Below are 24,180 nucleotides of genomic sequence, written 5' to 3' on the forward strand. Positions count from 1 at the left end.
ATCGTGCCTCCGGTTGAAGTAAAACCCGGCCCCGCCAGCACGGCGGGGCCGGGTAGAAGCTTAGTAGCCGCGCTGGACGCGGGAGAATTCCTTGGCCCATTCAGCCTCATTGCCATTCCAGTAGGCCGGATTGGCAAAGGTCAGACCTGACAGCGTGCCGGTGGCATCGAAGGCCGGCAGTTTCGGAATCTTGTCGCCGAGATCGACCTTGGTCGGATCGAGCGCCGGCGGATAGCTCTGGCCTTCAGCCACAGCAATCGAGGTGTCCTTGTCGAGCATGAAGTTGAGCAACTCCTCGCAGGCCGCCATCGGGCTGCCCTTGAGCACGAACAGGCACTCCTGCCAGCCGAAACCATTCGGCGGATCGTAATAGCCGATATCGTGGCCTTGCTCCTGCAGCGCGTAAATCCGGCCCGACCAGCCTTCGGTCACGTGGATTTCTTCCTCGGACAATAGGCTCATCAGTTCGGCGCCCGACGCCCAGTATTTCAGCGCCAGATCGCGATGCTGACGCACAGCATCCCAGGCTGCGTCGACGTCCTTGATGTCGTTGGGGGCCTGACCGGTCTGCAGTGCCGCATACCACATCCGGGTGCGCCAATCGCTCCAGCCGCCGATCTTGCCCTTGTGCTTGGCATCGATCAGGATCTTGGCGCCCTTCTCCTTCATCTCGTCGTCACTGATGAATTTACGGTTATAGGCCAGCCCGGTGGTGCCGTAATCATAGGGCGCCGCGCTGAGACTGTCGGGCGTGATCGACTTGAACGCATTCATCAACGCCGGCATGACATTGGCCATGTTGGGGATGTTGTCGATATTGAGTTCGCTGGTCAGATCGAAGCTGTGGTAGCGGGCATAGTCAAACACACCCGAAAGATGGGCAATATTGTATTCTCCCGTCTTGCTGGCGCGCACCTGAGCGAGATATTCGTCGCCTCCGGGGAACGTCCCGTCAATCACCTTGATGCCGGTCTTGGCGGTGTAGGGATCAAAGGCATGCTTGCGGAATGCCTCGGAAACAACGCCGCCCCAACCGTCAAACCGCACCTGGGTAACATCGCCTGCAGCCAGGGCCTGGCCGGCGAAGGGCATCTGCAACCCGTAGGCAGCGCCGGCAGCACCAAGAAGGCCGAAGAAGCTGCGGCGGCTGATGTCACCGTTCTGGAACCGCTCGCGCAGTCGTTCATAGCGTTTTGTATCGTCCATTTTGTTCTCCATCTCTGGTTCGAGGTCAGTGGGCGGTTTATCCGCCGCTTTTTGTTGCAAGTCTTCGGGCGATCGCCGCTCCAATCAGCGGCAGCCCCACGGTCAGCACGATGATGACCGTGCCAAGAGCGTTGATCTCCGGAGAGATCGAATTGCGAAGCATTGAGAAAATCTGCGTCGGCACCGTTTCGATGCCGCCCGGCTTCCAGAACAGGGTTCCGGTGATGTCGTCAAAGCTGATGGTGAAGGCGAACAATCCGCCGGCAGCGACTGCCGGCATCAGCAACGGCAATGTGACCGAAAAGAACGTCTGCATCGGAGAAGCGCCAAGGCTGAGCGCAGCTTCCTCGACATCGCGCCGGATGCTGACCAGCCGCGCCTGCACCACCAGAATGACGAACGGCAGCGTGAAGATGACATGCCCCAGCAGCAGCAGCGTGAAGCTCTTGCCAATATTGAGGAAGTTCAAAAACAGCAGCAGCGCCACTGCCAGCACCACTTCGGGCACAAGGATAGGCGCGATCAGCAAGGTGGTGATCAGATTGCGGCCCGGAATTTTGTAGCGCACCAGCGCCAGGCTTGCGAGCACGCCAAGCACGGTGGAGATGACGGCTGTCATCAGTCCCAATGTGATCGAGGTGCGAAACGCCCGCATGATCGCATCATTGTTCCACAAGGCTTCAAACCAGCGGGTCGACAGGCCGGTCATGGGAAAGCTGCCGAACTGGTTGGCATTAAACGACAGCAGAACCACCACCGCGATCGGCAGGAACATGAACAGATAGACCAGGATCGTGTAGATGCGGATCAGACGCCAGCCCATCAGCCAAGCCCCTTCGCCAGTTGCGCCATGCCGAGATAGCGGTTGTAGATGAGAACCAGCACGCCAAGCACGACCAGCAGCAGCAGCGACAACGCCGAGCCGAGCGGCCAGTTGAGCTGCTTGATGATGGCCTCATAGACCAGGTTGGCAAACATCGCGTCGCGCGGCCCACCGAGGATCACCGGGGTAATGTAGGTGCCCGCCGACAGCACGAAACACAACAGCCCACCGGCGGCCAGTCCCGGCATCGACAAGGGCAGGGTTACCTGCAGGAACCCCTGCCAGCGGGTTGCCCCCAGCGACGACGCCGCGTCCTCGAGATTGGTGTCGATACCATCGAGGCTGACATAGATATTGAGCACCATGAACGGCAGCAGGAAATGCACCAGCCCGAGGATCACCGTGGTCTCGTTGTAGAGCATCTGTACCGGCTCGCTGATCAGACCTAGCCACACAAGCGCCGAATTGAGCGCCCCGGAAATACCGAGAATGTTGATCCAGCTCATCGTGCGGATGATGTAGCTGATCCAGAATGGCAGCATCAGCAACACCAAGAGGATCAGCTTGTTGCCTCTCGAACGGGCGATGAAATAGGCTGCCGGATAGCCAAGCACCGCACAGGCGACCGTGGTAATGGCGGAAATCTTGAGCGTATTGAGCAGGATGTCGCGGTAAAACCGGTCGGTCAGCGCCTCTTTCCAGTTGTCGAGAAACAGGCCTGGCGTGTCGGCGCCCGCCGCGCTCTTGAGCCAGAACGAATAGACCACGATAAACATCAGCGGCACGATCAGCAAAAGCCCGACCGCCGTCAGTGCCGGCGTCAGCAAGATCCACGGCTGCCGTGCCTCGCGTTGTTCGATGCTCATGTTCCCGGCGCTCCCCGGCGCTTCTTGTGGAACCCATGATGCGAAAGGATAGAGCATTGATCAAATAGATAATTGATATCCTAACCATAGATGATATCAATACCCGATGATCAGCATGACTCCACCCGAACGGTTGGCCCGCGATCTTGACTGGAATTTGCTTCGGACATTCCTTGTCCTGGCCGATTCCCGTTCGGTCACCGATGCCGCGGAAAAATTGTCACTGAAACAGCCGACCGTCTCCAGCGCGCTCAAGCGGCTTGAAGACCGGCTCGGCAAGCGCCTGATTAACCGCAAGCCAGGGCGTTTTGAACTCACCGCCGCCGGCCGGCTTCTGTATGATGAAGCTATTGATATCCACAGCGCCATTCTTCGCCTTGGCACCGTCATCCGCGATGTCGAGGACGAGGTCAGCGGTCATATCCGCATCGTCATGGCGAGCCATGTGGTCAGCCCGCTGTTTGATGCCACGCTGAACCGGTTTCATTCCGATCACCCGCGCGCGACCTTGTCGATCGAGGCGGTGGCCAGCCGCAGCGCCTTGACCGCTGTCGCCGCCCGCCGCGCGTCACTGGCCATTTGCCTGGTCATGGACCGCAGCCCGCAACTGGAATACCGGCGGCTGTTTCGCGAGTATTTCGGTTTGTTCTGCGGTCCGTCCCACCCGCTTTTTGGCCGCGAGGGAATTACCATCGCCGATCTGGCCGGTCATTCCTCGGTAAGTTTCATAACCGACCAGATGGATGATGCATTGCGCCCGGTCGCGCAAATGCGCGCAGAAGCCCAGCTTGATTCCCGCATTGTCGGCACATCCCCCAACCTTGAGGAAGTGCGGCGCATGATCATCGCCGGCCTCGGCATCGGCCCGCTGCCATTGCATGTGGTGCGCGAGGACGTGGAGCGAGGAAGATTGTGGCGGCTGCCTCCCTATGAAACGCCGCCGGCGATCGACGTCCATGTCGTCTGGAACCCACATGCCAAGCCCAACCGCGCCGAGGCAGCCCTGCTTGCCGGCCTCATCAACCAGATCGACACCACGCCGATGGATCAGCGCATCTACAACTGAGCCCAGGTACCGGCAAACACTTCAGCGTCGCCGATCTTGTAGCCGCTTCCGACGCCCTGAGCATCGCGCTCATCCGTAGGTAAAAACAAGACTCTCCTTCAATGGAAGCAGAATCCGAATGTTCGTTTGACGGGACCAGAAGTCCAACCGGCGGAAGCCCCGCTTCTCCCGATGAACTTTCCAATTCTTTTTGATAATCCAATTCTTCTATCCGCTTATAATGATAATATGAGGAACAGATGGAAAAGCCAGATCAGCATTGGTGTGACAAGAGGGACGACAGCGCAGCCATCGCGGCTGAACGGCGGATCTTTTCCAGTTTCCACCTCGCCAAGACGGCGAGCCGTGGATTCCTGCCCATTTCTACAGTCGGTCGCTCCCGCAACGACAGATCCCCACAGGCCTTCAAACCCCACCTTTCCAACAACAGCAAACAGCACTTTGCCCCCGCATCCCTGCAGGCCGGGCAGAACGCACTGCTTCATTCCTGAGAGATGATGCCATGACCAAGCGCTCCAGCCCGGATCGATCCTATTACGCACCCCATGGTGGGTTGCCTGCCCAGACCGAGTTGATGACCGGCCGGGCGGTGTTTACCGAGGCCTATGCCGTCATTCCGAAGGGAGTGATGAGCGACATTGTCACCTCCTACCTGCCCAATTGGGAGGACACGCGGCTTTGGATCATTGCCCGGCCAATGTCAGGATTTGCCGAAACATTCTCCCACTACATCATGGAGGTAGCGCCAGGTGGCGGCTCCCAGGCACCCGAGCCCGACGCATCGGCGCAAGCGGTGCTTTTTGCCGTTGAAGGCGAACTCACCGTGCTGGTGGATGGCGCCCCGCACACATTGGTGCCAGGCGGCTATGCCTACCTCCCCGCCGGCTGCAACTGGACGGCGGTCAATAATGGTGCCGCCCCTGCGCGCTTCCACTGGATCCGCAAGGCTTATGAAGCCGTCGACGGCATCGCCAAACCCGACCCGCTGTTTCTCCATGAGAGCGACATCGCCCCCACCGTCATGCCCGACACCAATGGCACCTGGGCCACAACGCGCTTTGTCGACCCGACCGACCTGCGCCATGACATGCATGTCACCATCGTCACCTTCGAGCCCGGCGGGCTGATTCCGTTTGAGGAAACCCACGTGATGGAGCACGGGCTTTATGTGCTGGAGGGCAAGGCGGTCTACAAGCTCAACCGTGACTGGGTCGAGGTCGAAGCCGGCGACTACATGTGGCTTCGCGCGTTCTGCCCGCAAGCTTGCTACGCCGGGGGCCCCGGCAGGTTCCGCTATCTTCTCTACAAGGACGTGAACCGTCACGCCAATCTGCGCGGCTACGGGCGCTGAAGCAGCCGGCGGCGCGGGCCGCACGCCGATCCTCTCCGCTCAATATGACTGCGTAAACCACCGCGCGGGCATCCGTTTAGCGCATATCGATTGTGCGCCGCACAATCTCACGGCGGCTGTGCCGCGACAGCTTCCCGGATCGCCGACACCTATGATATTTCGCCATTGCCAGATTGATTAGGTTTGGTCCCCGCCCGGCCGTGCATGGGCACAAAACCAAAAAGCCTGCCGCGGGAGGAGGTGCGGCAGGCTTTTCGAATAGCGGAATGCGACGGGAGGAGGATGTCGCAATTCCATTCAGAAGACCCTTGGGAGGAGGAGTGGGCCTTCCTAGACACGAAGCTCTGCGGGAGGAGGTGCATTGCTTCGATGGCCAGAACATACCGTAATTTTTACAGATTCAAACAATTCATGTTGCACTGCAGCTATGCGCTGAACGCAAAGCTTGGATTGCTTCGGGCCGCTCGACCTATTCGCCGGCAAAGGCTTCCAGATAATCGGCCTCAGAGGTCTCCAATTGGCTGGCGCGGCCACGTTCTCGTATTTTCCGATTGTCGCGCCACACATTCCGGACTGCTGCAGGATCTGGGATGTGCGCCATGTCATTTAAAATGGTTCAGGTAAGCCTTATCGCTGCGGTCAAGACCACCAGCCGCACAGCCTTGGCTTTGGCGTGGCGCCCGGTAATCGACGGACGAGGAAGACACGCACCGCCTGTGTTGGTGGTCTTGTTGTTGGTGACGCCCGCGCAGTAAGGTGCACAACATGGTTTCGGGTATGAACTTATGCGACTGCCTTGGGTGAATTCGCTTTTGCAGAAAATGCCAAAGGCGAGCCCCCTTTCCCCGCCCGACGACGCGCGCCTCGCCAGTGACAAGATCTTAGTAGACCTACCCTAACCGCCATACGATATTGCGAGACGCATGTTGTCGGGCGACCGCTTGGCTTTGGGACAGAAATGCGTAAACATGCCCGCACATTCCTTCAGGGGAATGCCAGTTGAGCGATGAATTCGCGCCATTACACAATAGGCACGTTTCTCTTCAACAAGAGCCCAAACCCGGTGCGGACCGGTTAAGCTTGACGAACAGGCATCGATGCCCTGCCCTCGCGCAGGCTGTGACACAACCGAACGCCGGAGAAATATGAAATGCGGCGTTTTTCCATAGATTCATCAATCGTCCTTACCTCTGCAACGATAGTGGGCCTGGCAATTGCCCTTGCTGGCGCCTGGTTGATGGACAGTGACGCAAGCCTGCGCACAACGCTTTTTGGCGCGGCACTCGCCTACCTGGCGGGCGGTGTCCCCGCTGGCTGGCGGGCGCTGAAGGCGCTGTGGACCGAGCACATCCTCGACATCGACCTCTTGATGATCGTTGCGGCGATCGCAGCGGCCGCCGTTGGCGCAGTGATCGAAGGTGCGGTCCTGCTCACACTGTTCAGCCTGTCGACGACGATGGAAGAGCGCGCAATGGGACAGGCGCGCCGCGCAATCGAGGCGCTGATGGCGCTGCGTCCGGAAACCGCCTTTCGCAAATCTGCCGATGGCTCGGTGGAGGAAGTTCAGGCAGCAGCGCTTGGCGTCGGCGACATCGTGATGGTTCGCCCCGGCGGGCGGATTCCGGCGGACGGAACCATCGTGGCCGGCCGTGGTTCGCTGGATGAATCGACCATCACCGGTGAATCCATGCCTGTCGGCAAAGAGCCCGGCGGCAAGGTCTTCGAGGCAACCGTCAACCTTGATGGCGTGCTTGAAGTGCGGATTTCACGGTCGCTCGATCAAAGTACGGTGGCGCGAATGATCGCCCTTGTGACCGAAGCGCAGGCGGCACGGGCTCCATCGGAACGCTTCAGCGACTGGTTCGGCCAGCGCTATACGATAGCCGTGCTGATCGGAGCTATCGCCGCGCTTGGCGGCTTCTACTGGTTTGGACAGGACTGGGAGACCGCGCTTTATCGCGCCGCAACGTTGCTGGTCGCCGCAAGCCCGTGCGCCATCGTTATTTCGGTCCCTGCCGCTATCCTCTCCGCGCTGTCGGCAGCCGCGCGTGGCGGCGTGTTGTTCAAGGGCGGCGCGGCGTTGGAAACCTTGGCCGCCGTCGACATATTCGCCTTCGACAAAACCGGCACGCTGACAACCGGACGTGCGGAAGTCACCGGAATTGTCGCTCTTGATGGCGACGAGGCGGCATTCCTGTCTTCGCTCGCCAGCGTCGAAGCTTATTCCGAGCATCATGTTGCCGCTGCACTGCGGCGCGAGGCCGAGCGTCGAGGGCTGGTGCTGCGCGACGTACAGGATGTTCAGTCAATCCCGAGTGCCGGCATCGTCGGACGGGATGCCGAAGGCCCGTTGTGGGCCGGCAATGATCGAATGGCAGAGATGATGGGAGCGTCCACCGGACAGAACGGCTTCCGCGCGCTGCAGGACAGCGCCGAGACCGTCGTCTACCTGGGGCGTGAAGCCAGAATATTAGGCGCTGTCAGCGTCGCCGACCAATTGCGCGACACCTCAATTGACGCTCTTGCTGCCTTGCGTGCAGGTGGTGTCACGACCATCGCCATGATGACGGGAGACCGGCGCATTGTTGCCCTGCGCATCGGTGCGACATTAGGGCTGCGGCCGGACGAAATCCATGCCGAGATGCTGCCTGAGGACAAGGTGCACCTTGTTGGTGAAATGGCAGAGGGAAGGAAGATCGCCTTCGTTGGCGATGGCGTGAACGATGCGGCGGCGCTGGCGCGCGCCGATGTCGGCATAGCAATGGGGGCGGCGGGCTCCGAAGTCGCCCTTCAGGCCGCTGACGTTGCCTTGCTTTCAGAGGATATGGAACGCCTTGCCGCAGCACACCTTCTCTCCAAGCGAACCGCATCGGTTATCCGCCAGAATCTTGTCTTTGCCATCGGGGCGATGCTCGTTCTGGTCACCGGCGCGACGTTCTTTGAATTGCCGCTGCCGCTGGCTGTGCTGGGACACGAAGGCGGCACCGTCCTTGTCGTTCTCAACGGGCTGCGGCTGCTCAACGATCCAATCTACAAGACACGCCGCTCCAACGCTTGAGAGGAGAGGTTTGGCATATCCGCGAACGTGAGTACGGTACGATCAAGCATCTGTCGTAGATGCCGACCACAGCCATCGAGATTACACGGCTGCTTCCCCTGCGCCACTTCATGGGGTTCGCCAGAGTGTTCACCTATCGCCACGCCGATTCCTCCATTGTCGAGCCTGAGTTCCTCTGGACCTTGCTTTTGGACGCTGTCTTCTTGCGGTCAGCCTGACCCTGTTCAGCCAATCAGTCACATAAAAGCCCTTGGCACGGCGGCTACCACGCGGCTGAAGTCTCCCGGTTTGGTTAAGTGTTCGAATTGATCTGCATCATGGCAGACGTGGCGGGAATACTATCAAAGCTTGGGGACTTCATTTGCGTCAAGATAGACGCCCACAGCAACAACCATGTCGACACAAGAATCCACAGTAACAGGGTGAGACCGAATGTTATCGAAATGGATCCAAACAGGGCACGAATAACATCAATTTCGCGGCACCAATCGGGGACACACTCAGGAGCAGATCCGGTCGATTTTCTCAGGTTGGACGCCGCGTTTAAAACTGACTAACGACCGCCCTTTCTGCTATCGGCGCCTCTTCGAATTCGGGCCTCAGGTATTGAATTTTTCAGCACTTAACTCGGAAGAACGACAGCGATGCAAATCCTACACAACAGCGCGGAGTTAACCGGGGTTCTAATTCACCCAACGCTTGTCGATGTATACTCGCGTGGTCAGCCGCTGCCATCTGTCGAGTCAGCCAGCAAGGGAAAGGTCATTGTTCGAGAAGACGATTTCTCGGACCGATCCATCATTTTGCTCGAAGGGTGGATCGCTTTCTCCAAGATGCTGCCTGACGGCGAAACCCAGATCATCGACGTGGTATTGCCTGGGGATTTTGCCTTGATCGGTGCTGCCAACGCACCCGTCGCCGCCTGCTCTGTCGAAGCTCTGAGCGATGTGCGTTTCATCAACATTCTCCCCTCATACGCAAATGGTCCTGAGCCGGAAAAGGCCAAGCTACGCGAATTGATGTTCGGGGAGATCATCAGGACACAGGCCCGCACGGCGGAGATGCTGCTAAGGATGGGCAAAGGGGTTGCGGCCAACCGCCTCGCCTATGCCCTGCTCGAGTTATACGTTCGGCTCGATGCTGTCGGGCTAGTCAAGGATAACGGCTTTGCGTTTCCGATGACACAACAGAAAATCGGTGAGTTCACCGGGCTCAGCAACGTCCATGTCTGCCGCACGATGCGGCGGTTCGAGCGTGATGGAATCATATCGCATCCAACCCAGTTCGATATCGTTCTCAACGATATCGATGCGTTGTGTAAGATCGCCGGTATCGACCTGGATTCTCTCCAGCATCAGATCCTTGTCCGGCGGAAACTTTAGCGCTACCGCTCTTCAACAATCTCGCCCAGGGTTTGACCCGCCAATTCCTCGCTCGCGTCATTGGCTATGTCGCCTAATGTGATGATTCCAGCGATTTCACCCGAGTTGCCCACAACCACAAGCCGCCTGATTTGATTGTCCGACATGAGGTAAGCGGCCTGCTCAACCGTCTGTTCCGCGCGGCACGTCACGATTTCAGGCGTCATGATCTGCCCGATATTGCTATCGGCATCGGCGGTGGAGACCCACCGGGTCACGATATCCCGATCCGTAACAATGCCGATTGGGCGGCCATTCGCGCAAACCGGCAATACGCCCAGACCAAGTTCCGCCATCAACGCGGCAGCCGCCCGAACCGTCGTGTCTGGTGTGACGGTCATAATGGGCGTGCGCATAACGCGTTTAACTAACATTCCAATACCTCCACGAAGATACTAACGCGCTGTTCAAATAGGATACCCCGCACAACCAAATCCAAATCGAAATCGAAATCAGTGACGACCTCGAAATGGGCCGTGGCCAGAGCGATGGAGCCGCCCATCCGAACGACGGGGGTGGTCTAAGGATGTGGCCGAGCGCGAAACTACGGCATTAACCGCCGTCAACCATCCCAAAGTGCAGCACCTCGGCGCGACCTGTAAGCAGCAGAATTACACGCCCCGCCATATGAAACGCGTGGCGAACAATTCCTGAATCCTGCACCTAAGCCTTTCCGCTTGCCCTCTTGACCGAGATATCATTGGTGCCATTTTCCGCCCGAAACCGCCCCGGCTCCTTACCCAGATACAGCGATTTGGCTCCGCTTGCGGCAGGCCTGTTTGATCACGGCCTAAGGGGCATAATTGGCGACGCCAGGCGCGCTGTTATGATCGTCACTCTTTGACTGAGACCGCGGATTTGTCAGCTCCAGCCTTATGCAGACCCTGCGCCAGCTCTCGCAATGCGGCTTCGTCCAGAGTTTCTACCTCCAGCAGTCGACTGGCGGCACTTTCAAGAATATCGCGGTTTTCTGTCAGGATTTCCAATGCCCGCGCAGAGACCTCGCGCAGCACCTCACGCACGGCTGCGTCCATCGCCTCTGCCGTCGCCTCGCTATAGTTACGCTCGAAATAGCTGGGGGTGCGATCGCCCAGAAAGCTGCTTTTGTCGGTCTCGTAGCTGACATTGCCGAGATCCGCATCCATGCCGTAGCGCGCCACCATCGATCGGGCGATATCGGTGGCGCGTGCCAGATCGTCGGCAGCTCCAGTGGACAGGTGATTAAACACCAGCTTCTCCGCCGCACGCCCGCCCATCAGCACTGCGATCTTGTCGCGCAACTCGGCTTCGGTCATCAGGAACCGCTCTTCGGTCGGACGCTGGATCGTATAGCCAAGCGCGCCGATGCCCCGCGGAATGATCGAGACCTTGTGCACCGTGTCTGTATCCGGCAGCGCCATCGAGACCAGCGCATGTCCCATCTCGTGATAGGCCACGATCTTGCGCTCGCGCGGATTGATCAGACGATTGCGCTTCTCGAGCCCCGCCACGATCCGTTCAATCGCATCGGTGAAATCGTCCATCGTCACCATCTTGCCGCGCCGGCGGGTGGCCAGCAATGCCGCCTCATTGACCAGATTGGCAAGATCTGCGCCGGTAAACCCGGTGGTCAGTGCCGCGATATCATCGAGCTCGATCCCCGGCGCAAGTACGATCTTCTTGATATGGACCTTGAGAATATCCACGCGCCCGGCGCGGTCGGGACGATCCACCAGTACTTGCCGATCAAACCGCCCGGCCCGCAGCAACGCGGGATCAAGAATTTCGGGCCGGTTGGTTGCCGACAGAAGTACCACGCCAGTGCTGGGGTCGAACCCGTCAAGCTCGGAGAGCAACTGGTTCAGCGTCTGTTCGCGTTCGTCATTGCCGCCCTGCACCGTGCCCGCACCGCGGGCGCGGCCAAGCGCATCCAACTCGTCGATGAAGATGATAGCTGGGGCTGCCTGCCGCGCCTGTTCAAACAGGTCGCGCACCCGGGCTGCCCCCACACCCACGAACATTTCGACGAATTCCGAACCCGAAATCGAGTAGAATGGAACACCCGCTTCACCGGCCACGGCCCGCGCGAGCAGCGTCTTGCCGGTGCCCGGAGGGCCGACCAGAAGAATGCCCTTGGGCATCCGCGCGCCGAGACTGCCGTATTCCTTGGGGTTTTTCAGAAAGTCGATGACTTCCTGCAATTCCGCCTTTGCCTCGTCCACGCCCGCGACGTTGGCGAATGTCACCTTGGTGTCGGTTTCAACATAGACCTTGGCCTTGCTCTTGCCTATGGACATCAGACCGCCCATACCCTGCCCGCCGCCCATTTTGCGGATCACCAGCACCCAGATACCGACGAATAACAGCGTTGGCAGCACCCAGGACAGAAGCGTGGTGAACCACGTGTTTTCGACCGCTCCGGTGTAGGTCACGCCAGTCTGGTTCAACCGGTCGGCCAGATCGGGCGCCACGGGTGTCGTCACAAACCCCGTCTTGCCGTCCTTCGCGCTGGTAAATGTGCCAGTGATCACGTTGCTGCCGATTGTCACCTCCTTGACAGCGCCCTCGTCAAGATAGGTTTCGAACTGACTGTAGGGGATTGCCTCGATGGTCCGGCTCTGGACCCAGAGATCACGAATGAAAACAACGCCCATGACGGCGATAACGATATACCAGATGCTAATTTGGTTCTTGCGATTCATGGGTATTCTCCGATTGGTGTAGGCGTCGGATTTTCAGCGCATTGTTGTTGCAACAGCCACGTTTCTGGCATCATGATCCAGAACGAAGCAAGATCGAACAACAACTCGACCAGCACGCTGCTGCCTTCAACTTTTTGCCCAAGACTAACGGCGGGGGATGCGCCAAGCGAGTTGCCAAACAAAAACACCCTGATCAGCAACATGATGTCGCGCACAGACATGGTTGTGAAAAATCTATCGAGCCGCCCTGGCACCTTAGTGATGGGGCTGCGCACAGCGCAGAGCACGTGGGGGGCTTCGACATCAGGAAACACATGCTCCAGAAGGGATTTCCGGCGAGAAAATCTTCTTGTCGTACTTGGCACAACACATGATGGCAGAGCTTTCATTCGTGACCTGCTGTTTCTGGTTTTCCCGATCCGAATAGAAGTCGAGCCGCTTTGAAAAGGGTGTCGTCGGGACTGCCGGAGGCATCAATCTGCCTCCAGGCTTCAGGGGCATTGGTCTGGGTTGCCTGCTTTCGAACAACCGCTACATCGGCATCGGACGCATCACCGCGGCGGGAGCTGACACGTGTTTCAAGAACTGCGGTATCTGCGATGAGCCAAATGCCGGTGAACTGGACACCTTCCTGCCTGGCGAGATCAGAAAGCGATGTGCGCTCATCCTGGTTCAGCCATGTGGCATCCATGATCACACTATGTCCGCCCCGCAGGACGGCGCGCGCCTTGTCGCGCATGATGTCGTAGACGCGCGCGTTCACCTCGGAACCGTAGGCGGACTGCGGCAGGTGCGTCAGGGGCGAGACACCAAAAAGCGCCTTGCGCTCAAGATCGCTGCGCAGATGCACCGCCCCCGGCGCCAGGCCAATCTGATGCGCAAGCGATGTCGCCAGCACTGTCTTGCCTGTACCCGAGAGCCCGCCGATCGCAATCATCTGAACGGGCTCAGGGTGAAGATAGGCAAGTGCACTCGACAGATATCTGCGCGCCTCAGGCACGAGTGTATCGTCGTCGGGATTGAACCGCGCCGTCTGCACCGCGACCATGGCCCGGATTGCAGCGCGAATACTCAGAAACAGTTGCAAAACCGACAAGCCTTCATAATTACCCATGCTGCCGGAATGAGCCAGATAGCTGTTCAGGACGATGTTGGCCGCTCTTGCCAGCCCCTTGTAGCGCAGATCCATCAGCAGAAACGCCAGATCGTAGAGCACATCGCAGGTGCCAAGGGTCTCATCGAATTCCAGCGCATCAAACGGGGTCGGAACGCCGTCAACAAGAACGATATTGCGCAGATGCAGGTCACCGTGGCAGCGTCGGACGTGCCCATGGGTCCCGCGCGAATCCAGTGTCGCCCGGATCTTGCGAAACACATGATCACTGTCCGAGCGAAACTTCTCGACGTTATCGGCGCCCAGATCACCGATCATTGTCGCAAAGGCGGCATTTAGTTCATCGAGAATGGCGTCGATCAGATCCGAGCCGGAAATCTGCGTGCGGGGTAGCGTGCTGTCATGATACTGCGCGATAGACTCACCCAAGGTAACGGCCATCCGATCGTCAAGTCCGCCACGCTCTGCCACCTTGTTCAACTCGTCAGCGGCATCGAAACGGTGCATGCGGAGCACCCATTCCACGACTTCGCCCGCGCCTCCCAGATGCAGCGCCCCCCCACTGTCCCTGGTCACGGCAATCACGTCGCGATAGATCGAAGGGGCGGTCGGCCGGTTCAGGTCCAACTCCCGCACCAACATGTCATGGCGTTTTTGCAGGGTCGAGAAATCGAGATAGTCATAACGCACATCACGCTTGATCTTGTAAGCGTCGCTGCCACTCAAGAAAACAACCGCCCCGTGAGTGCGAATGACCTCGACCGGCGCCCGGCCCGGCAGGTTCATGCCATCCGACAGGAATGCGATCACCTCTGACTGGCACTGCTCGCTCATCCAATTACCTTTCAGGTGAACACACATTCTCTAGGGCTGGTTCTAAGGGCACCTTGAGAATCAGCGTTCATTCTAGAGCACTTCGACAGTTGCGTTGTTGACGGGTGTTAAAGCGACATACGTATTGCAGTTCCTGCCCCAACCTCAGCCGCCCCTGGCGAACGCACCCGGTGCGACCATGGTCATGACCATCCCGGCCACAACGATCCAGTGTTGATACGTAAGGCATCACGTTTGCCGGTTGTGCAGACATCACTGGGGTTACCGGTCTGCTTATCCGAAAATTGATGCCATGAAACGCGGCTGGAGGCAGTTTTCCTGACACAGCCTCACAGGATTTGTGCAATTGCTGCACGGCAGGGCCATCGGACACGTGACCCTGAACCGGTCATGTTTGAGCGGATGATTTATTGCGGTGTTCCGGCCCGAATCTGACAAAGGCCTGTCCGATCGCCAGTGGCACAAAGCTTGCGCCCAAGGCCAACCACAATCCGGCCAGGCCTGGATCGGGCAGTTTAAGGATGTCAGAAAGGCTTGGCACCCAAAGCGCGGCTGCGATCAGGCCAAGACACAGTGTGATGGCCCCCCAGATCCAGGGATTGCGTGTTACCTCGTTTACGAAAATATGCCCGCCCGGTGCCCGCACGTTGAACGCATTCCACAGCTGGGCCAGAGCCAGCGTCACAAAGGCCACCGTGACAGATGGCCCGACGTCCAGCATCAACCAATGTAACGCCAGCCAGAATGCGGCAAGCGTCGCCAGGGTAATCGCCCCTCCCAGAACGGCGATGGTAATCCAGCGGCTACGATCAATGACCGACTCAGCCGGGTCGCGCGGCGGTTGGTGCATGACAGTTTCATCGCCCGCGCCAAACCCCAACGCGAAAGCGGGAAAGACATCCGTCACAAGGTTGAGGAACAGTATCTGCAGCGGCAGCAAGGGTATCGGAAGACCCGCACCGACGGCTAGGCCGACGATCAGCACTTCGCTGACATTGCACGACATCAGATAGATGACAAATTTACGGATATTGTCGAAGATCACGCGCCCCTGCCGCATGGCAGCGATGATCGTGCCAAAGGAATCGTCGGTCAGAACCATATGCGCGGCTTCACGCGCGACTTCGGTGCCGCGCTGACCCATCGCAATTCCGATATCGGCCTTTTTCAGCGCCGGGGCGTCGTTCACGCCGTCACCGGTCATCGCGACGATGTGACCGCTGTTTTGATAGAGTGCCGCAAGGTTCAGTTTGGTTGCGGGGGCGACACGCGCAAAGACGTCAGCGGCAAGGATACGATCACGCAGGAGGCCGTCCACCTCTCCAGGATCGAGATCGGTAAGCTCTTTGCCTTCGATCACCGTCAGGTGGTGACCGTCCGTGCCGAGGCCAGCCTGGCTTGCAATCGCAGCGGCGGTGTCGGCATGATCGCCCGTCATCATCACCACGCGCACACCGGCTGCGCGGGCGGCGGCGATGGCCTCGGTAACATCGCCGCGCAAGGGATCGCGCAGACAAACTATCCCGACAAGCGTCAGGTCCTCATAGGGGAATGCATCCGCGCGGTCTGCCCGCTTCATCGCCATGGCCAGCAGGCGCAATCCGTCAGTGGCGGCGATCCTTACGCGGTCCAGCCAATCGGCGCGCGCTGCTGCGTCCAAGTCCTCAATGCCGTCCGGGCCAAGTACACAGCTGCAAACCTCGATCACCGCTTCAGGGGCGCCCTTGATCGCATAGAGGAACTCCTCCCCATCCCGATGCACGCTTGCCATCATCTTGGTGGCTTGGTCAAAGGCGTATTCACCAACTTTCTCGCATCCGGGCACCAGTGTCCTGCGCCCCTGCCGCGCCTGTCTGGCGACACGTAGCAGCGCCAGTTCCATCGGATCACCTGACGGAGTTTCGCCGGCTTTTCCCAGCGACGCGCCGTTGCAAAGTGCCCCGATCCTGAGCAACGCGCCGAGGCGCGCGTCCTGACCGGGATCGAGCACGTTGCCATCGCTTTCGAATTGCACAGTTTCACCCTGTTTGTGCAGATCAATCGCCGTATCGGCGACAAGGTATTGGACAACCGCCATGCGATTTTCCGTCAGAGTGCCGGTCTTGTCGGTGAGGATTACCGTGGTCGCCCCGAGGGTTTCCACCGAGGACAGGTTGGAAATGATGGCATTGCGCGCAGCCATGCGCCACATGCCGCGCGCCAGACTGAGCGTGGCGACCACCGGCAAACCTTCGGGCACTGCCGCAACGGCCAAGGCTATGCCGGTCTGTATCATTGCCGCTATCTCATGGCCGCGCAGAATGCCCGCGCCGATCACCAACGCGGCAAGCCCCAGCGTAAGCCAGACCAACCGGTGCCCCAACCGGTCAAGCCGCTTTTCCAGCGGCGAGGCCGAGGATTCGGCCGTCTGCACCAGATGGCTGATATGGCCAAGTTCGGTTTCCATGCCAGTGGCGGTTACAATGCCTTCGCCCACCCCTTGCGTGACCGCCGTGCCCTTGAACACCATGCAGGCCCGGTCCCCGATCGCCGCATCTGGTGAAACCGGATCAGTCTGCTTGGCCACGGGCACTGATTCCCCGGTCAGAACGGATTCGTCACATTGCAGATTTGACGCATGGACAAGCCGCACATCGGCGGTGACGACATCGCCTGCGTCCAGCAGAACGATATCGCCCGGCACCAGATCTTGCGCATCAATGCGCACCGTCTTGCCCCCGCGCCGGACCCGCGTCGTGACGGTGGCGATGTTTAACAGCGCCTCCATCGAGCGCGCAGCGCGCAGTTCGGTGACAAACCCAATTGCGGCATTGATCACCAGAACGATGACAATTGCGACGCCTTCGGCAACATCGTGAAAGTAAAAAGACAACCCCGCCGCAAAGGCCAGAAGCCAGACGATCACGCCTTTGAACTGATGCGCCAGAATGACGAAGACACTTTGCTTCGCGTGGGCGCGCAACTGGTTCGGACCATGGCGGTTTCGCCGCGCGATTATCTCGCTGTCATCCAGTCCGTATTCTGGATCCACGGAAAGACTATGCGCCACAATTTCGGACGGCTTGGCAAAAGCGGCGGTCTGGTTCACATCATTCATGAGAGCTCTGGTTTTCTCCGTACGTGTCATGCAACACATTGGCTGGCATGCACCTGGCCGCCTTGATTACAATCAAGTTTTCATAGTTTGATGAGCAAACCTGTCCGCCAGCAAGCTATAAGCTCGTCGCGCCGGGCCCCGGTCATTGTTCGTGAACAGCCTCAGGACGCGCAAACGACTTTGGCGTGAGGCCAGCATCGGCCACCTGGATTTTTCTGGGGTGGCTGACAAGCACCACAGAAGCGCAACGCTGTGCCACCATATCGGTCCCGCCGGTCAGAGCAATCGAGACCGTCGCACCCATGACGATATCCGGCCCGATCAGGATTGAAACACATACCGACCGGGTGCATCGTCAAACGCAATTTCTTGACCGTCAGCGCCGCCCATGCGGGGCGGCTTCGCACTACCACTGGAATGCTCAAGCAGCCATGATACAAATTCGGGCCACCACGATCCTTCCTTGAGCGGCGCGCGCACCCGCCAATCCTCGGGCGGCACATAGTTGGCGGTTTTGGGTGTTGTCGTGATCTGGTAGGTACGCCCAGCGTGGCCGGGTTCGCTGACGATTCCGGCATTGTGTCCGCCCGACGTCAGTACAAAAGTGACATCAGTGTCGGACAGAATGTGCAGCTTGTAGACCGACGGCCACGGCGCCACATGGTCGCCAGTGGTCGATACACAGAATATCGGGGCCGAAATATCGGTGATCGCAACCGGCTTGCCGCCCACCTCATACTGACCCTGCGACAGTGCGTTTTCCAGATAGAGACGGCGCAGATATTGGCTGTGCATCTTGTATGGCATCCGGGTCGCATCGGCGTTCCAGGCCATCAGGTCGAACATCTCCTGCCGTCTGCCCATCAGATATTCATGAACATAGCGCGACCAGATCAGATCGGTCGAACGCAACAATTGAAACGCCCCGGCCATCTGTTTGGTGTCCAGATACCCCTGATCCCACATCATGTGCTCAAGAAAAGACACTTCGCTTTCGGTGGTGAATAGCTGCAATTCACCTGGGTCCTTGAAATCGACTTGCGTTGCCATCAGCGTCAGGGATTTCAGCCGGTCATCATGATCGCGCGCCATCTGAGCTGCTTTGATCGACAACAACGTACCGCCAAGGCAATAGCCAGCAGCATGGATCTGCGTATCCGGCACGACCCGGCCAATTGCATCCAGCGCCTCGCCCACGGCATCGATATAGTCGTTCATACCCAGATCGCGATCCCCGGCATCGGGGTTGCGCCAGGATATCATGAACACCGTGACCCCTTGCCCGACCAGATAGCGCACCAGCGAATTGTGCGGCGACAAATCAAGAATATAATATTTCATGATCCACGCCGGCACGATCAGAAGCGGCTCCGATGCGACAGTATCGGTTTGCGGCGCGTATTGAATCAGTTCCAGCAGATGCGAACGGAAGACCACCTTGCCCGGCGTCACTGCCACGTCGCGGCCCGGCAGGTAATTCTCGGCTCCCACGGGGGGCTTGCCGGAAATCATGCGCTCCCAATCTTCAACGAGGTTCTGCGCCCCGCGGACCAAGTTGGCTCCTCCATCCTGCATTGTTTTGACGATGACTTCCGGGTTCGTCCACAACCCGTTGGACGGCGACATCATGTCGAGAATCTGGCGTGTGGCGAACGACACTGCCTGTTCGTCGCGACGTGACATGCCATCGACTTCGTTGGTCGCGTTGTACCACCATTGCTGTGTCAGCAGGAAATTCTGGTAGATCAGATTGTACGGCCATTGTTGCCATTCGGGTGCCTCGAACCGCTTGTCATGTTTCAGCGGCAGGATACAGGGATCGGTCTGCCCGTTTTGCAATTGCTGGCCCGTTGCGATCGCAAGGCGTGCCGCCTTACGGCCCGCTTTTTCGACCAGTTGCAGCTGTTTTCCAGGTGAACCGGCCAGATGAATCCACCAATTGAAAATGAGCGACGATAATCCGTAAGGTGTCACACCCATCGTGAAACGGGCCAGATGCGCCTTGATCGCGTGATCCAGACTTTCGGTGCTGTAATTGTCTAGCAGGGCACGGTCACAGTGCAGGCTGAATTCTGGTGGAACCGGCTGCTTGGATGGGTCGATGTCCGTTGCCTTGAGCTCAGCCAAGCCGTTTTCGGCACCCCCCTCGGGTTGCGGTCGGATCGGCAATACCTTGTCAGTCTGCACTTCCTGTTTTTTTCCAGACTTTGACATCACTTATTCCGTTCATCTTTCAGTTGCGTGCGCACGCTGTCTTCGGGCAAATCGCAAGCCCCAGTCGTGGACCTGAACATCCTTGCCCGGATTGTTCCCGAAGCAGTTCGACGGCCCACAAGCGCCTCTGGTATCTTGCCAACAGCGGTTTTCCCGTTTCTGCGATACCGACAATGGCAGCGTTTTTACCTCTGCGGATCGGATGGAATAATTACGAACAGGGGGCTGGTCTTCATTAACGGCCGTTAAGATGCTGGAATTGGCGGCAGGTTTTTCTGGCAAGGCAGCCTTGAGTTATCGAACGGCACAGCAAAGAATTGGATGCCCGTTTCATGCGGCGGTCAACAAAGTGATTTCGGTCCACGGATAGAGACGATGCATGGGTCAGATTGGACGGAACGTGGATGCTTCTGGGATGTCACGAACGCGATCCGCATATCCCCCTTGCCCGCGTCAAGACGTCGGAGAAAGTGTTCGGCGACCTGGGTGCCGCCGTGACCACGCAGATCTATCCCGGACCGGGTCATGGTATCGTCGAGGAGGAAATCCGAGCCGTGAGGACTATCCTTAGTACGTGAGGATGGTCGTCCAGCCGGCTCTGAGCCGGATGTCGATCTGGGGCCAGCATAGGCCTGAACCTCTACGCGGTAGGCGCGCGCTTTCGTAAGGACGGAGTAATCGGTAGAAACTCTGCCAACCGTCCAGATCTTTGGGAGCCTATGCTGGATCACTACGTGTTGGAAAGCATGATGTATCGCTTGAAATCAACGCATAAGGCGACCCATTCCCGGTTGTCCGAAAGCAGGTGCGCGGCAGCCTGTAATGCGTTTAATTGTCTCTTGGGCTAGCGCTTTCGCTCGGGAGGCGCTAGAAAGATGCAGACATATTGGCATCCAAGCCTCGGACTGATCGCGAAATTGCGAATCGGTGCGGGGCTTTTTGATTTTGTGGCCCATGATGAAACGGAACATAGAGATCGGCCTTTTGCACTCGCTCAGCGGCGACTATGTCGCTTTGGCGATGGTTGCCCGTGCGGGCATTCTGCGCGGTGTGGCTGAGGTCAACGCCGACCCTGCGCTGGACGTCGGGTTTTCTGTGGTGGAGCGTGATCCCGAAGGACGGCTTGATCGTTACGCGCCGCTGTGCCGTGACATGCTGCAAAACGCAGGTGTGCGGCATATTTTCGGTTGCATCACCTCATCCAGCCGCAAGGAAGTCATCCCTGAACTGGAGCGGTTTCACGGCGCACTTTGGTATTCCACCCCCTATGAAGGGTTCGAGGCAAACGAGCATGTGGCTTATATGCATTCGTGCCCAAACCAGCACCTTTTGCCGCTGGTGGAATTTGCGATGCCCCGATTTGGAAACCGGATCTGCCTGGTAGGATCGAACTATATTTGGGGTTGGGAAATTGCCCAGATAGCGCGCGAAAAGATCAGCGCGATGGGCGGTCAGGTCCTGTCAGACCGCTACCTTCCGATTGGCGATACGGGGCTGGCTCAGATCCTTACGGAAATCCAGTCGCTGCAACCTGACTTCATCATCAATTCGCTGATCGGCGAAAGCTCCTACAGCTTTCTTGCCCAACTGGCTAAGATGCGCGCCGAAGCGGGTGACGCTGAGATGCTGCCGGTTTTATCATGCAACTTTACCGAAGGCGAGATCCCCGCAGCGGGCGCTGCGGCTGATGGAATGTATGCGGCCGGCCCCTTTTTCGAGGCAAGCTCGGGCGGGCATGGATCCATTGCCGAAATGTCGAGATTGGCAGTGCATGAACTGGCCGGGTATCTCAATGCCAATCCAGGCGCCGAGATGCTGCCCCTGACCCACCTGATCGCATTGGTGGCGAAACAGGGACGTGCCCTGCGGCTCGACAGCGAAAACCAGCACGCCAGCCAACCGGTTGTCATCGCACAGCTGCGCGCCGGTAAGTTTGAAGAGATCCTACGTCTTCCAGCGCTTGCCGCCGATCCCTACTGGACCCGGCGCGACAGGTCATCCCTGCCTCTGCCCAACCTCAGGGTGGTTTCATGACGCGGATCCGCACAGACAATCTGGGCGAGGCCAAGGCTTTTGTGCTGCACCGTCCGCATCCCTCCATGCAGCCCCTATTGCGGCAACTGCATGTGATCGGCCTGGATGTGCACGAAGCCTGGCCCGAGCTCCCCGCCGAGGCGGTGATGGCAGATTTCGTGTTCTACGACGCCGACATGGCCCATGAGGAGCAGTTTCCCTGGAACCCCGGCGCCTCGCCGATGCCGTTGATCGCTCTGATCGGCTCTGAAGCCCCGGGCCGGTTGCGGTGGGCAATGACGATGGGTGCCCATGCACAATTGCTCAAGCCCGTCAGCGACAAGGGTGTCTATGCAGCACTCCTGGTCGCGCGCAGCAATTTTGACCGCACCAACGAGGCCGCGGCCCATATCACCGATCTGGAGACGCGGCTTTCCGCGCGCCAGACAATCGTGCAGGCGGTGATGATCTTTGTGCTTCGCGGCAAAAGCCAGGCTGAGGCTTATGAATTGCTGCGCCAGACGGCAATGGCCTGGCGCGTGTCCATCGAAGAGGCCGCCCAACGTCTGGTTGCCAACCATTCAAGCGAAAAGGTGTCGGATGACAGTAAACGCGTCGATCTCCCTTGAGCCAGCCACCGTCAGTGCGCATTCGGTCTGGCAGAAGCTGGCTCAGCGAAAGCTGGCAGTGATTGGGCTCGTGATCATGCTCATCTGTATTCTTGGCGCGACGCTGGCTCCCTGGATTACGCCTTTCGATCCCAACGAGCAGCATTTTGACGGGCTGACGATCGAAGGCGCCCCGCTGCCGCCCGGTGCGGTCTATTGGCTTGGCACGGATCTACTGGGCCGCGACCTGTTTTCGCGCCTGCTTTTCGGCGCTCAGACGTCGCTGGTGATCGGAGTTGTGGCCAATGGGGTCGCGCTGCTTATCGGTACGCTTGTCGGGGTTACCGCCGGTTATTTTCGCGGCGTGGTGGGCGCGGTTTTGATGCGCTTTACCGATCTCATGATGGCCTTTCCGGCGTTGCTTCTGGCGATCTGCCTTGCGGCAATCTTTTCCCCATCGCTGTGGATCGTGGCAATGGTGATTGCCTTCGTGAACTGGGTGCAGACGGCCCGGGTGATCTTTACGCAGACTTCCTCGCTGGTCGAGCGGGATTACATCGCTGCAGTAAAGACGCTGGGTGCGGGCCATGTGCGCATTCTCTTTCGTCATATCCTGCCGCATCTGGTGCCGACCCTGATCGTCTGGGGCACGCTGGGCATTTCAACCACGGTTCTGCTGGAGGCGACGCTGTCGTTTCTCGGCGTGGGCGTGCAGCCGCCAACGCCGTCGTGGGGCAACATCATTTTTGAAAACCAGACCTACTTCCAATCAGCGCCCTGGCTGGTGTTCATTCCCGGCGCGGCCATTCTGGCGCTGGCGCTGGGCTTCAACCTGGTCGGTGATGCCCTGCGCGACATTCTCGATCCGACACAACAGGGGCGTGACTGATGCCAGCTTATATTCTGCGCCGCCTGATCCAGTCCGCCTTGATCCTGCTGGGCGTGTCTTTCATCACTTTCGTGCTGCTATACATCCTGCCCGCAGACCCGGTGCGCCAGATCGCCGGTCGGTCGGCCACGGCTGAGACGGTCGCCAGCATCCGCAGCCAGCTTGGCCTGGATAAACCCTTCATCGTGCAATACGGCACTTATCTGTGGAACCTGTTGGGCGGCGATCTCGGGCGCTCCTATCTGCAGAAGACCGAAGTGGGCGCACTGCTTGTTTCACGGCTGCCAGCCACGCTTTTGCTGATGGTCGCGGCGATTTTTTGTGAGCTGGCAATCGGGCTGACACTGGGCATGATCGCGGCGCTCTACCGTGGACGGCCGTTGGACAACGTGCTGATGCTGGGAAGCTTTGTCTCTGTATCCGCCCCGCAATTCGTTGTTGCGCTGCTGCTGCTCTATGTCTTTGCCGTCAAATTGGGCTGGTTCCCGATTGGTGGCTACGGCACCTTCGCACATCTGGTGCTGCCGGCGCTGACCCTGGGTATCCTTGGATCCGGCTGGTATTCACGCATCATGCGCTCTTCGATGCTGGATGTGCTGCGCGCCGATTTCATCCGCACCGCACGCGCTAAAGGCTTGAACCGCACCCGCGTTATTCTGGCCCACGCGTTGCCCAACGCCATTCTGCCGATCATCGCCATGGTTGGCATTGATATCGGCATGTTCATGTCAGGCATCGTGGTGGTGGAAAGCGTCTTCGGTTGGCCCGGTATTGGCCAACTGGCCTGGCAGGCGATCCAGCGCGTCGACATCCCGATCATCATGGGTGTCACGCTCGTGTCGGCCTTTGCCATCGTGCTCGGCAACCTCTTGGCCGACCTTATCGCCCCCCTTATCGACCCGCGTATCCGTTTACGCTGAATGCAACCTACCAATGGGA

Annotated in this window: 21 protein-coding genes; 11 read left to right on the plus strand and 10 right to left on the minus strand. The window is 58.8% G+C overall.

Translation table 11 applies throughout. The features are described 5' to 3' along the window. Nucleotides 1-60 precede the first annotated feature (60 nt). Genes ACK6D9_RS21405 through ACK6D9_RS21415 form a run of 3 tightly spaced genes read right to left on the minus strand, consistent with a single transcriptional unit; the run spans nucleotide 61 to nucleotide 2,895 of the window. Complete coding sequence (locus ACK6D9_RS21405) at nucleotides 61-1,206, minus strand: extracellular solute-binding protein (protein WP_412050040.1); 1,146 nt, start codon at nucleotides 1,204-1,206, stop codon at nucleotides 61-63. Nucleotides 1,207-1,243: 37 nt separating this feature from the next. Then, on the minus strand, nucleotides 1,244-2,029 hold the full coding sequence (locus tag ACK6D9_RS21410; RefSeq protein WP_267654051.1) for an ABC transporter permease: 786 nt from the start codon (nucleotides 2,027-2,029) through the stop codon (nucleotides 1,244-1,246). Further along, complete coding sequence (locus ACK6D9_RS21415; RefSeq protein ID WP_322990751.1) at nucleotides 2,029-2,895, minus strand: ABC transporter permease; 867 nt, start codon at nucleotides 2,893-2,895, stop codon at nucleotides 2,029-2,031. Before ACK6D9_RS21415 ends, ACK6D9_RS21410 begins: the two co-directional genes overlap by 1 nt. Before the next feature lie 106 nt (nucleotides 2,896-3,001). On the opposite strand from ACK6D9_RS21415, the gene ACK6D9_RS21420 reads away from it, so the two are divergent. The 3 genes from ACK6D9_RS21420 to ACK6D9_RS21430 all read left to right on the plus strand — a co-directional run bounded on the left by ACK6D9_RS21420 (nucleotide 3,002) and on the right by ACK6D9_RS21430 (nucleotide 5,312). Next, nucleotides 3,002-3,961 carry a LysR family transcriptional regulator gene (locus ACK6D9_RS21420; RefSeq protein WP_412050041.1) on the plus strand — a complete coding sequence of 320 codons (960 nt, stop codon included), beginning with the start codon at nucleotides 3,002-3,004 and terminating at the stop codon, nucleotides 3,959-3,961. 239 nt (nucleotides 3,962-4,200) lie between these two features. Further along, a complete protein-coding gene (locus ACK6D9_RS21425; RefSeq protein ID WP_412050042.1) occupies nucleotides 4,201-4,452 on the plus strand; it encodes a hypothetical protein in 252 nt (83 codons plus the stop codon). An 11-nt stretch (nucleotides 4,453-4,463) separates the two neighbouring features. Next, a complete protein-coding gene (locus ACK6D9_RS21430; protein ID WP_412050043.1) occupies nucleotides 4,464-5,312 on the plus strand; it encodes a bifunctional allantoicase/(S)-ureidoglycine aminohydrolase in 849 nt (282 codons plus the stop codon). 469 nt (nucleotides 5,313-5,781) lie between these two features. On the opposite strand, the gene ACK6D9_RS21435 is transcribed toward ACK6D9_RS21430, so the two are convergent. After that, nucleotides 5,782-5,913, minus strand: coding sequence for a hypothetical protein (locus tag ACK6D9_RS21435; RefSeq protein ID WP_412050044.1), 132 nt, complete (start codon nucleotides 5,911-5,913; stop codon nucleotides 5,782-5,784). A gap of 549 nt (nucleotides 5,914-6,462) precedes the next feature. Between ACK6D9_RS21435 and ACK6D9_RS21440 the strand changes: the two genes are divergently transcribed. The 3 genes from ACK6D9_RS21440 (at nucleotide 6,463) to ACK6D9_RS21450 (ending at nucleotide 9,752) form a co-directional block, all read left to right on the plus strand. After that, nucleotides 6,463-8,370, plus strand: coding sequence for a heavy metal translocating P-type ATPase (locus tag ACK6D9_RS21440; RefSeq protein WP_412050045.1), 1,908 nt, complete (start codon nucleotides 6,463-6,465; stop codon nucleotides 8,368-8,370). A 59-nt stretch (nucleotides 8,371-8,429) separates the two neighbouring features. Beyond that, entirely contained in the window at nucleotides 8,430-8,588 is a 159-nt protein-coding gene (locus ACK6D9_RS21445) for a hypothetical protein (protein WP_412050046.1), read from the plus strand. A gap of 426 nt (nucleotides 8,589-9,014) precedes the next feature. Continuing rightward, entirely contained in the window at nucleotides 9,015-9,752 is a 738-nt protein-coding gene (locus tag ACK6D9_RS21450; RefSeq protein ID WP_412050047.1) for a Crp/Fnr family transcriptional regulator, read from the plus strand. 2 nt (nucleotides 9,753-9,754) lie between these two features. Here ACK6D9_RS21450 and ACK6D9_RS21455 read toward each other — a convergent pair whose 3' ends face one another. From ACK6D9_RS21455 to ACK6D9_RS21480, 6 genes are all read right to left on the minus strand, one after another. Beyond that, nucleotides 9,755-10,165, minus strand: a complete 411-nt coding sequence (locus tag ACK6D9_RS21455; protein WP_412050048.1) for a CBS domain-containing protein — start codon at nucleotides 10,163-10,165, stop codon at nucleotides 9,755-9,757. Nucleotides 10,166-10,624: 459 nt separating this feature from the next. Beyond that, nucleotides 10,625-12,472: an ATP-dependent zinc metalloprotease FtsH gene (gene ftsH / locus ACK6D9_RS21460; protein ID WP_412050049.1), complete on the minus strand. Its 1,848-nt coding sequence runs from the start codon at nucleotides 12,470-12,472 to the stop codon at nucleotides 10,625-10,627. Then, complete coding sequence (locus ACK6D9_RS21465; RefSeq protein WP_412050050.1) at nucleotides 12,469-12,861, minus strand: hypothetical protein; 393 nt, start codon at nucleotides 12,859-12,861, stop codon at nucleotides 12,469-12,471. The genes ftsH and ACK6D9_RS21465 overlap by 4 nt, the downstream gene beginning before the upstream one ends. Next, nucleotides 12,858-14,420 carry an AAA family ATPase gene (locus ACK6D9_RS21470; protein WP_412050051.1) on the minus strand — a complete coding sequence of 521 codons (1,563 nt, stop codon included), beginning with the start codon at nucleotides 14,418-14,420 and terminating at the stop codon, nucleotides 12,858-12,860. Before ACK6D9_RS21470 ends, ACK6D9_RS21465 begins: the two co-directional genes overlap by 4 nt. A gap of 388 nt (nucleotides 14,421-14,808) precedes the next feature. Next, complete coding sequence (locus tag ACK6D9_RS21475) at nucleotides 14,809-17,517, minus strand: cation-translocating P-type ATPase (RefSeq protein WP_412050052.1); 2,709 nt, start codon at nucleotides 17,515-17,517, stop codon at nucleotides 14,809-14,811. 321 nt (nucleotides 17,518-17,838) lie between these two features. Beyond that, nucleotides 17,839-19,731, minus strand: coding sequence for a PHA/PHB synthase family protein (locus ACK6D9_RS21480; RefSeq protein ID WP_412050053.1), 1,893 nt, complete (start codon nucleotides 19,729-19,731; stop codon nucleotides 17,839-17,841). 404 nt (nucleotides 19,732-20,135) lie between these two features. Between ACK6D9_RS21480 and ACK6D9_RS21485 the strand changes: the two genes are divergently transcribed. The 5 genes from ACK6D9_RS21485 to ACK6D9_RS21505 all read left to right on the plus strand — a co-directional run bounded on the left by ACK6D9_RS21485 (nucleotide 20,136) and on the right by ACK6D9_RS21505 (nucleotide 24,161). After that, nucleotides 20,136-20,309: a hypothetical protein gene (locus ACK6D9_RS21485; RefSeq protein WP_412050054.1), complete on the plus strand. Its 174-nt coding sequence runs from the start codon at nucleotides 20,136-20,138 to the stop codon at nucleotides 20,307-20,309. Nucleotides 20,310-20,685: 376 nt separating this feature from the next. After that, entirely contained in the window at nucleotides 20,686-21,765 is a 1,080-nt protein-coding gene (locus ACK6D9_RS21490; RefSeq protein WP_412050055.1) for a transporter substrate-binding protein, read from the plus strand. Beyond that, complete coding sequence (locus tag ACK6D9_RS21495) at nucleotides 21,762-22,373, plus strand: ANTAR domain-containing response regulator (RefSeq protein ID WP_412050056.1); 612 nt, start codon at nucleotides 21,762-21,764, stop codon at nucleotides 22,371-22,373. The genes ACK6D9_RS21490 and ACK6D9_RS21495 overlap by 4 nt, the downstream gene beginning before the upstream one ends. Continuing rightward, complete coding sequence (locus ACK6D9_RS21500) at nucleotides 22,315-23,241, plus strand: ABC transporter permease (RefSeq protein WP_412050057.1); 927 nt, start codon at nucleotides 22,315-22,317, stop codon at nucleotides 23,239-23,241. Before ACK6D9_RS21495 ends, ACK6D9_RS21500 begins: the two co-directional genes overlap by 59 nt. Beyond that, nucleotides 23,241-24,161, plus strand: coding sequence for an ABC transporter permease (locus ACK6D9_RS21505; protein WP_267654355.1), 921 nt, complete (start codon nucleotides 23,241-23,243; stop codon nucleotides 24,159-24,161). The genes ACK6D9_RS21500 and ACK6D9_RS21505 overlap by 1 nt, the downstream gene beginning before the upstream one ends. The last annotated feature ends 19 nt before the right edge of the window (nucleotides 24,162-24,180 follow it).

It is taken from the genome of Hoeflea sp. Naph1, assembly GCF_046837775.1.
Lineage (GTDB): Bacteria > Pseudomonadota > Alphaproteobacteria > Rhizobiales > Rhizobiaceae > Hoeflea.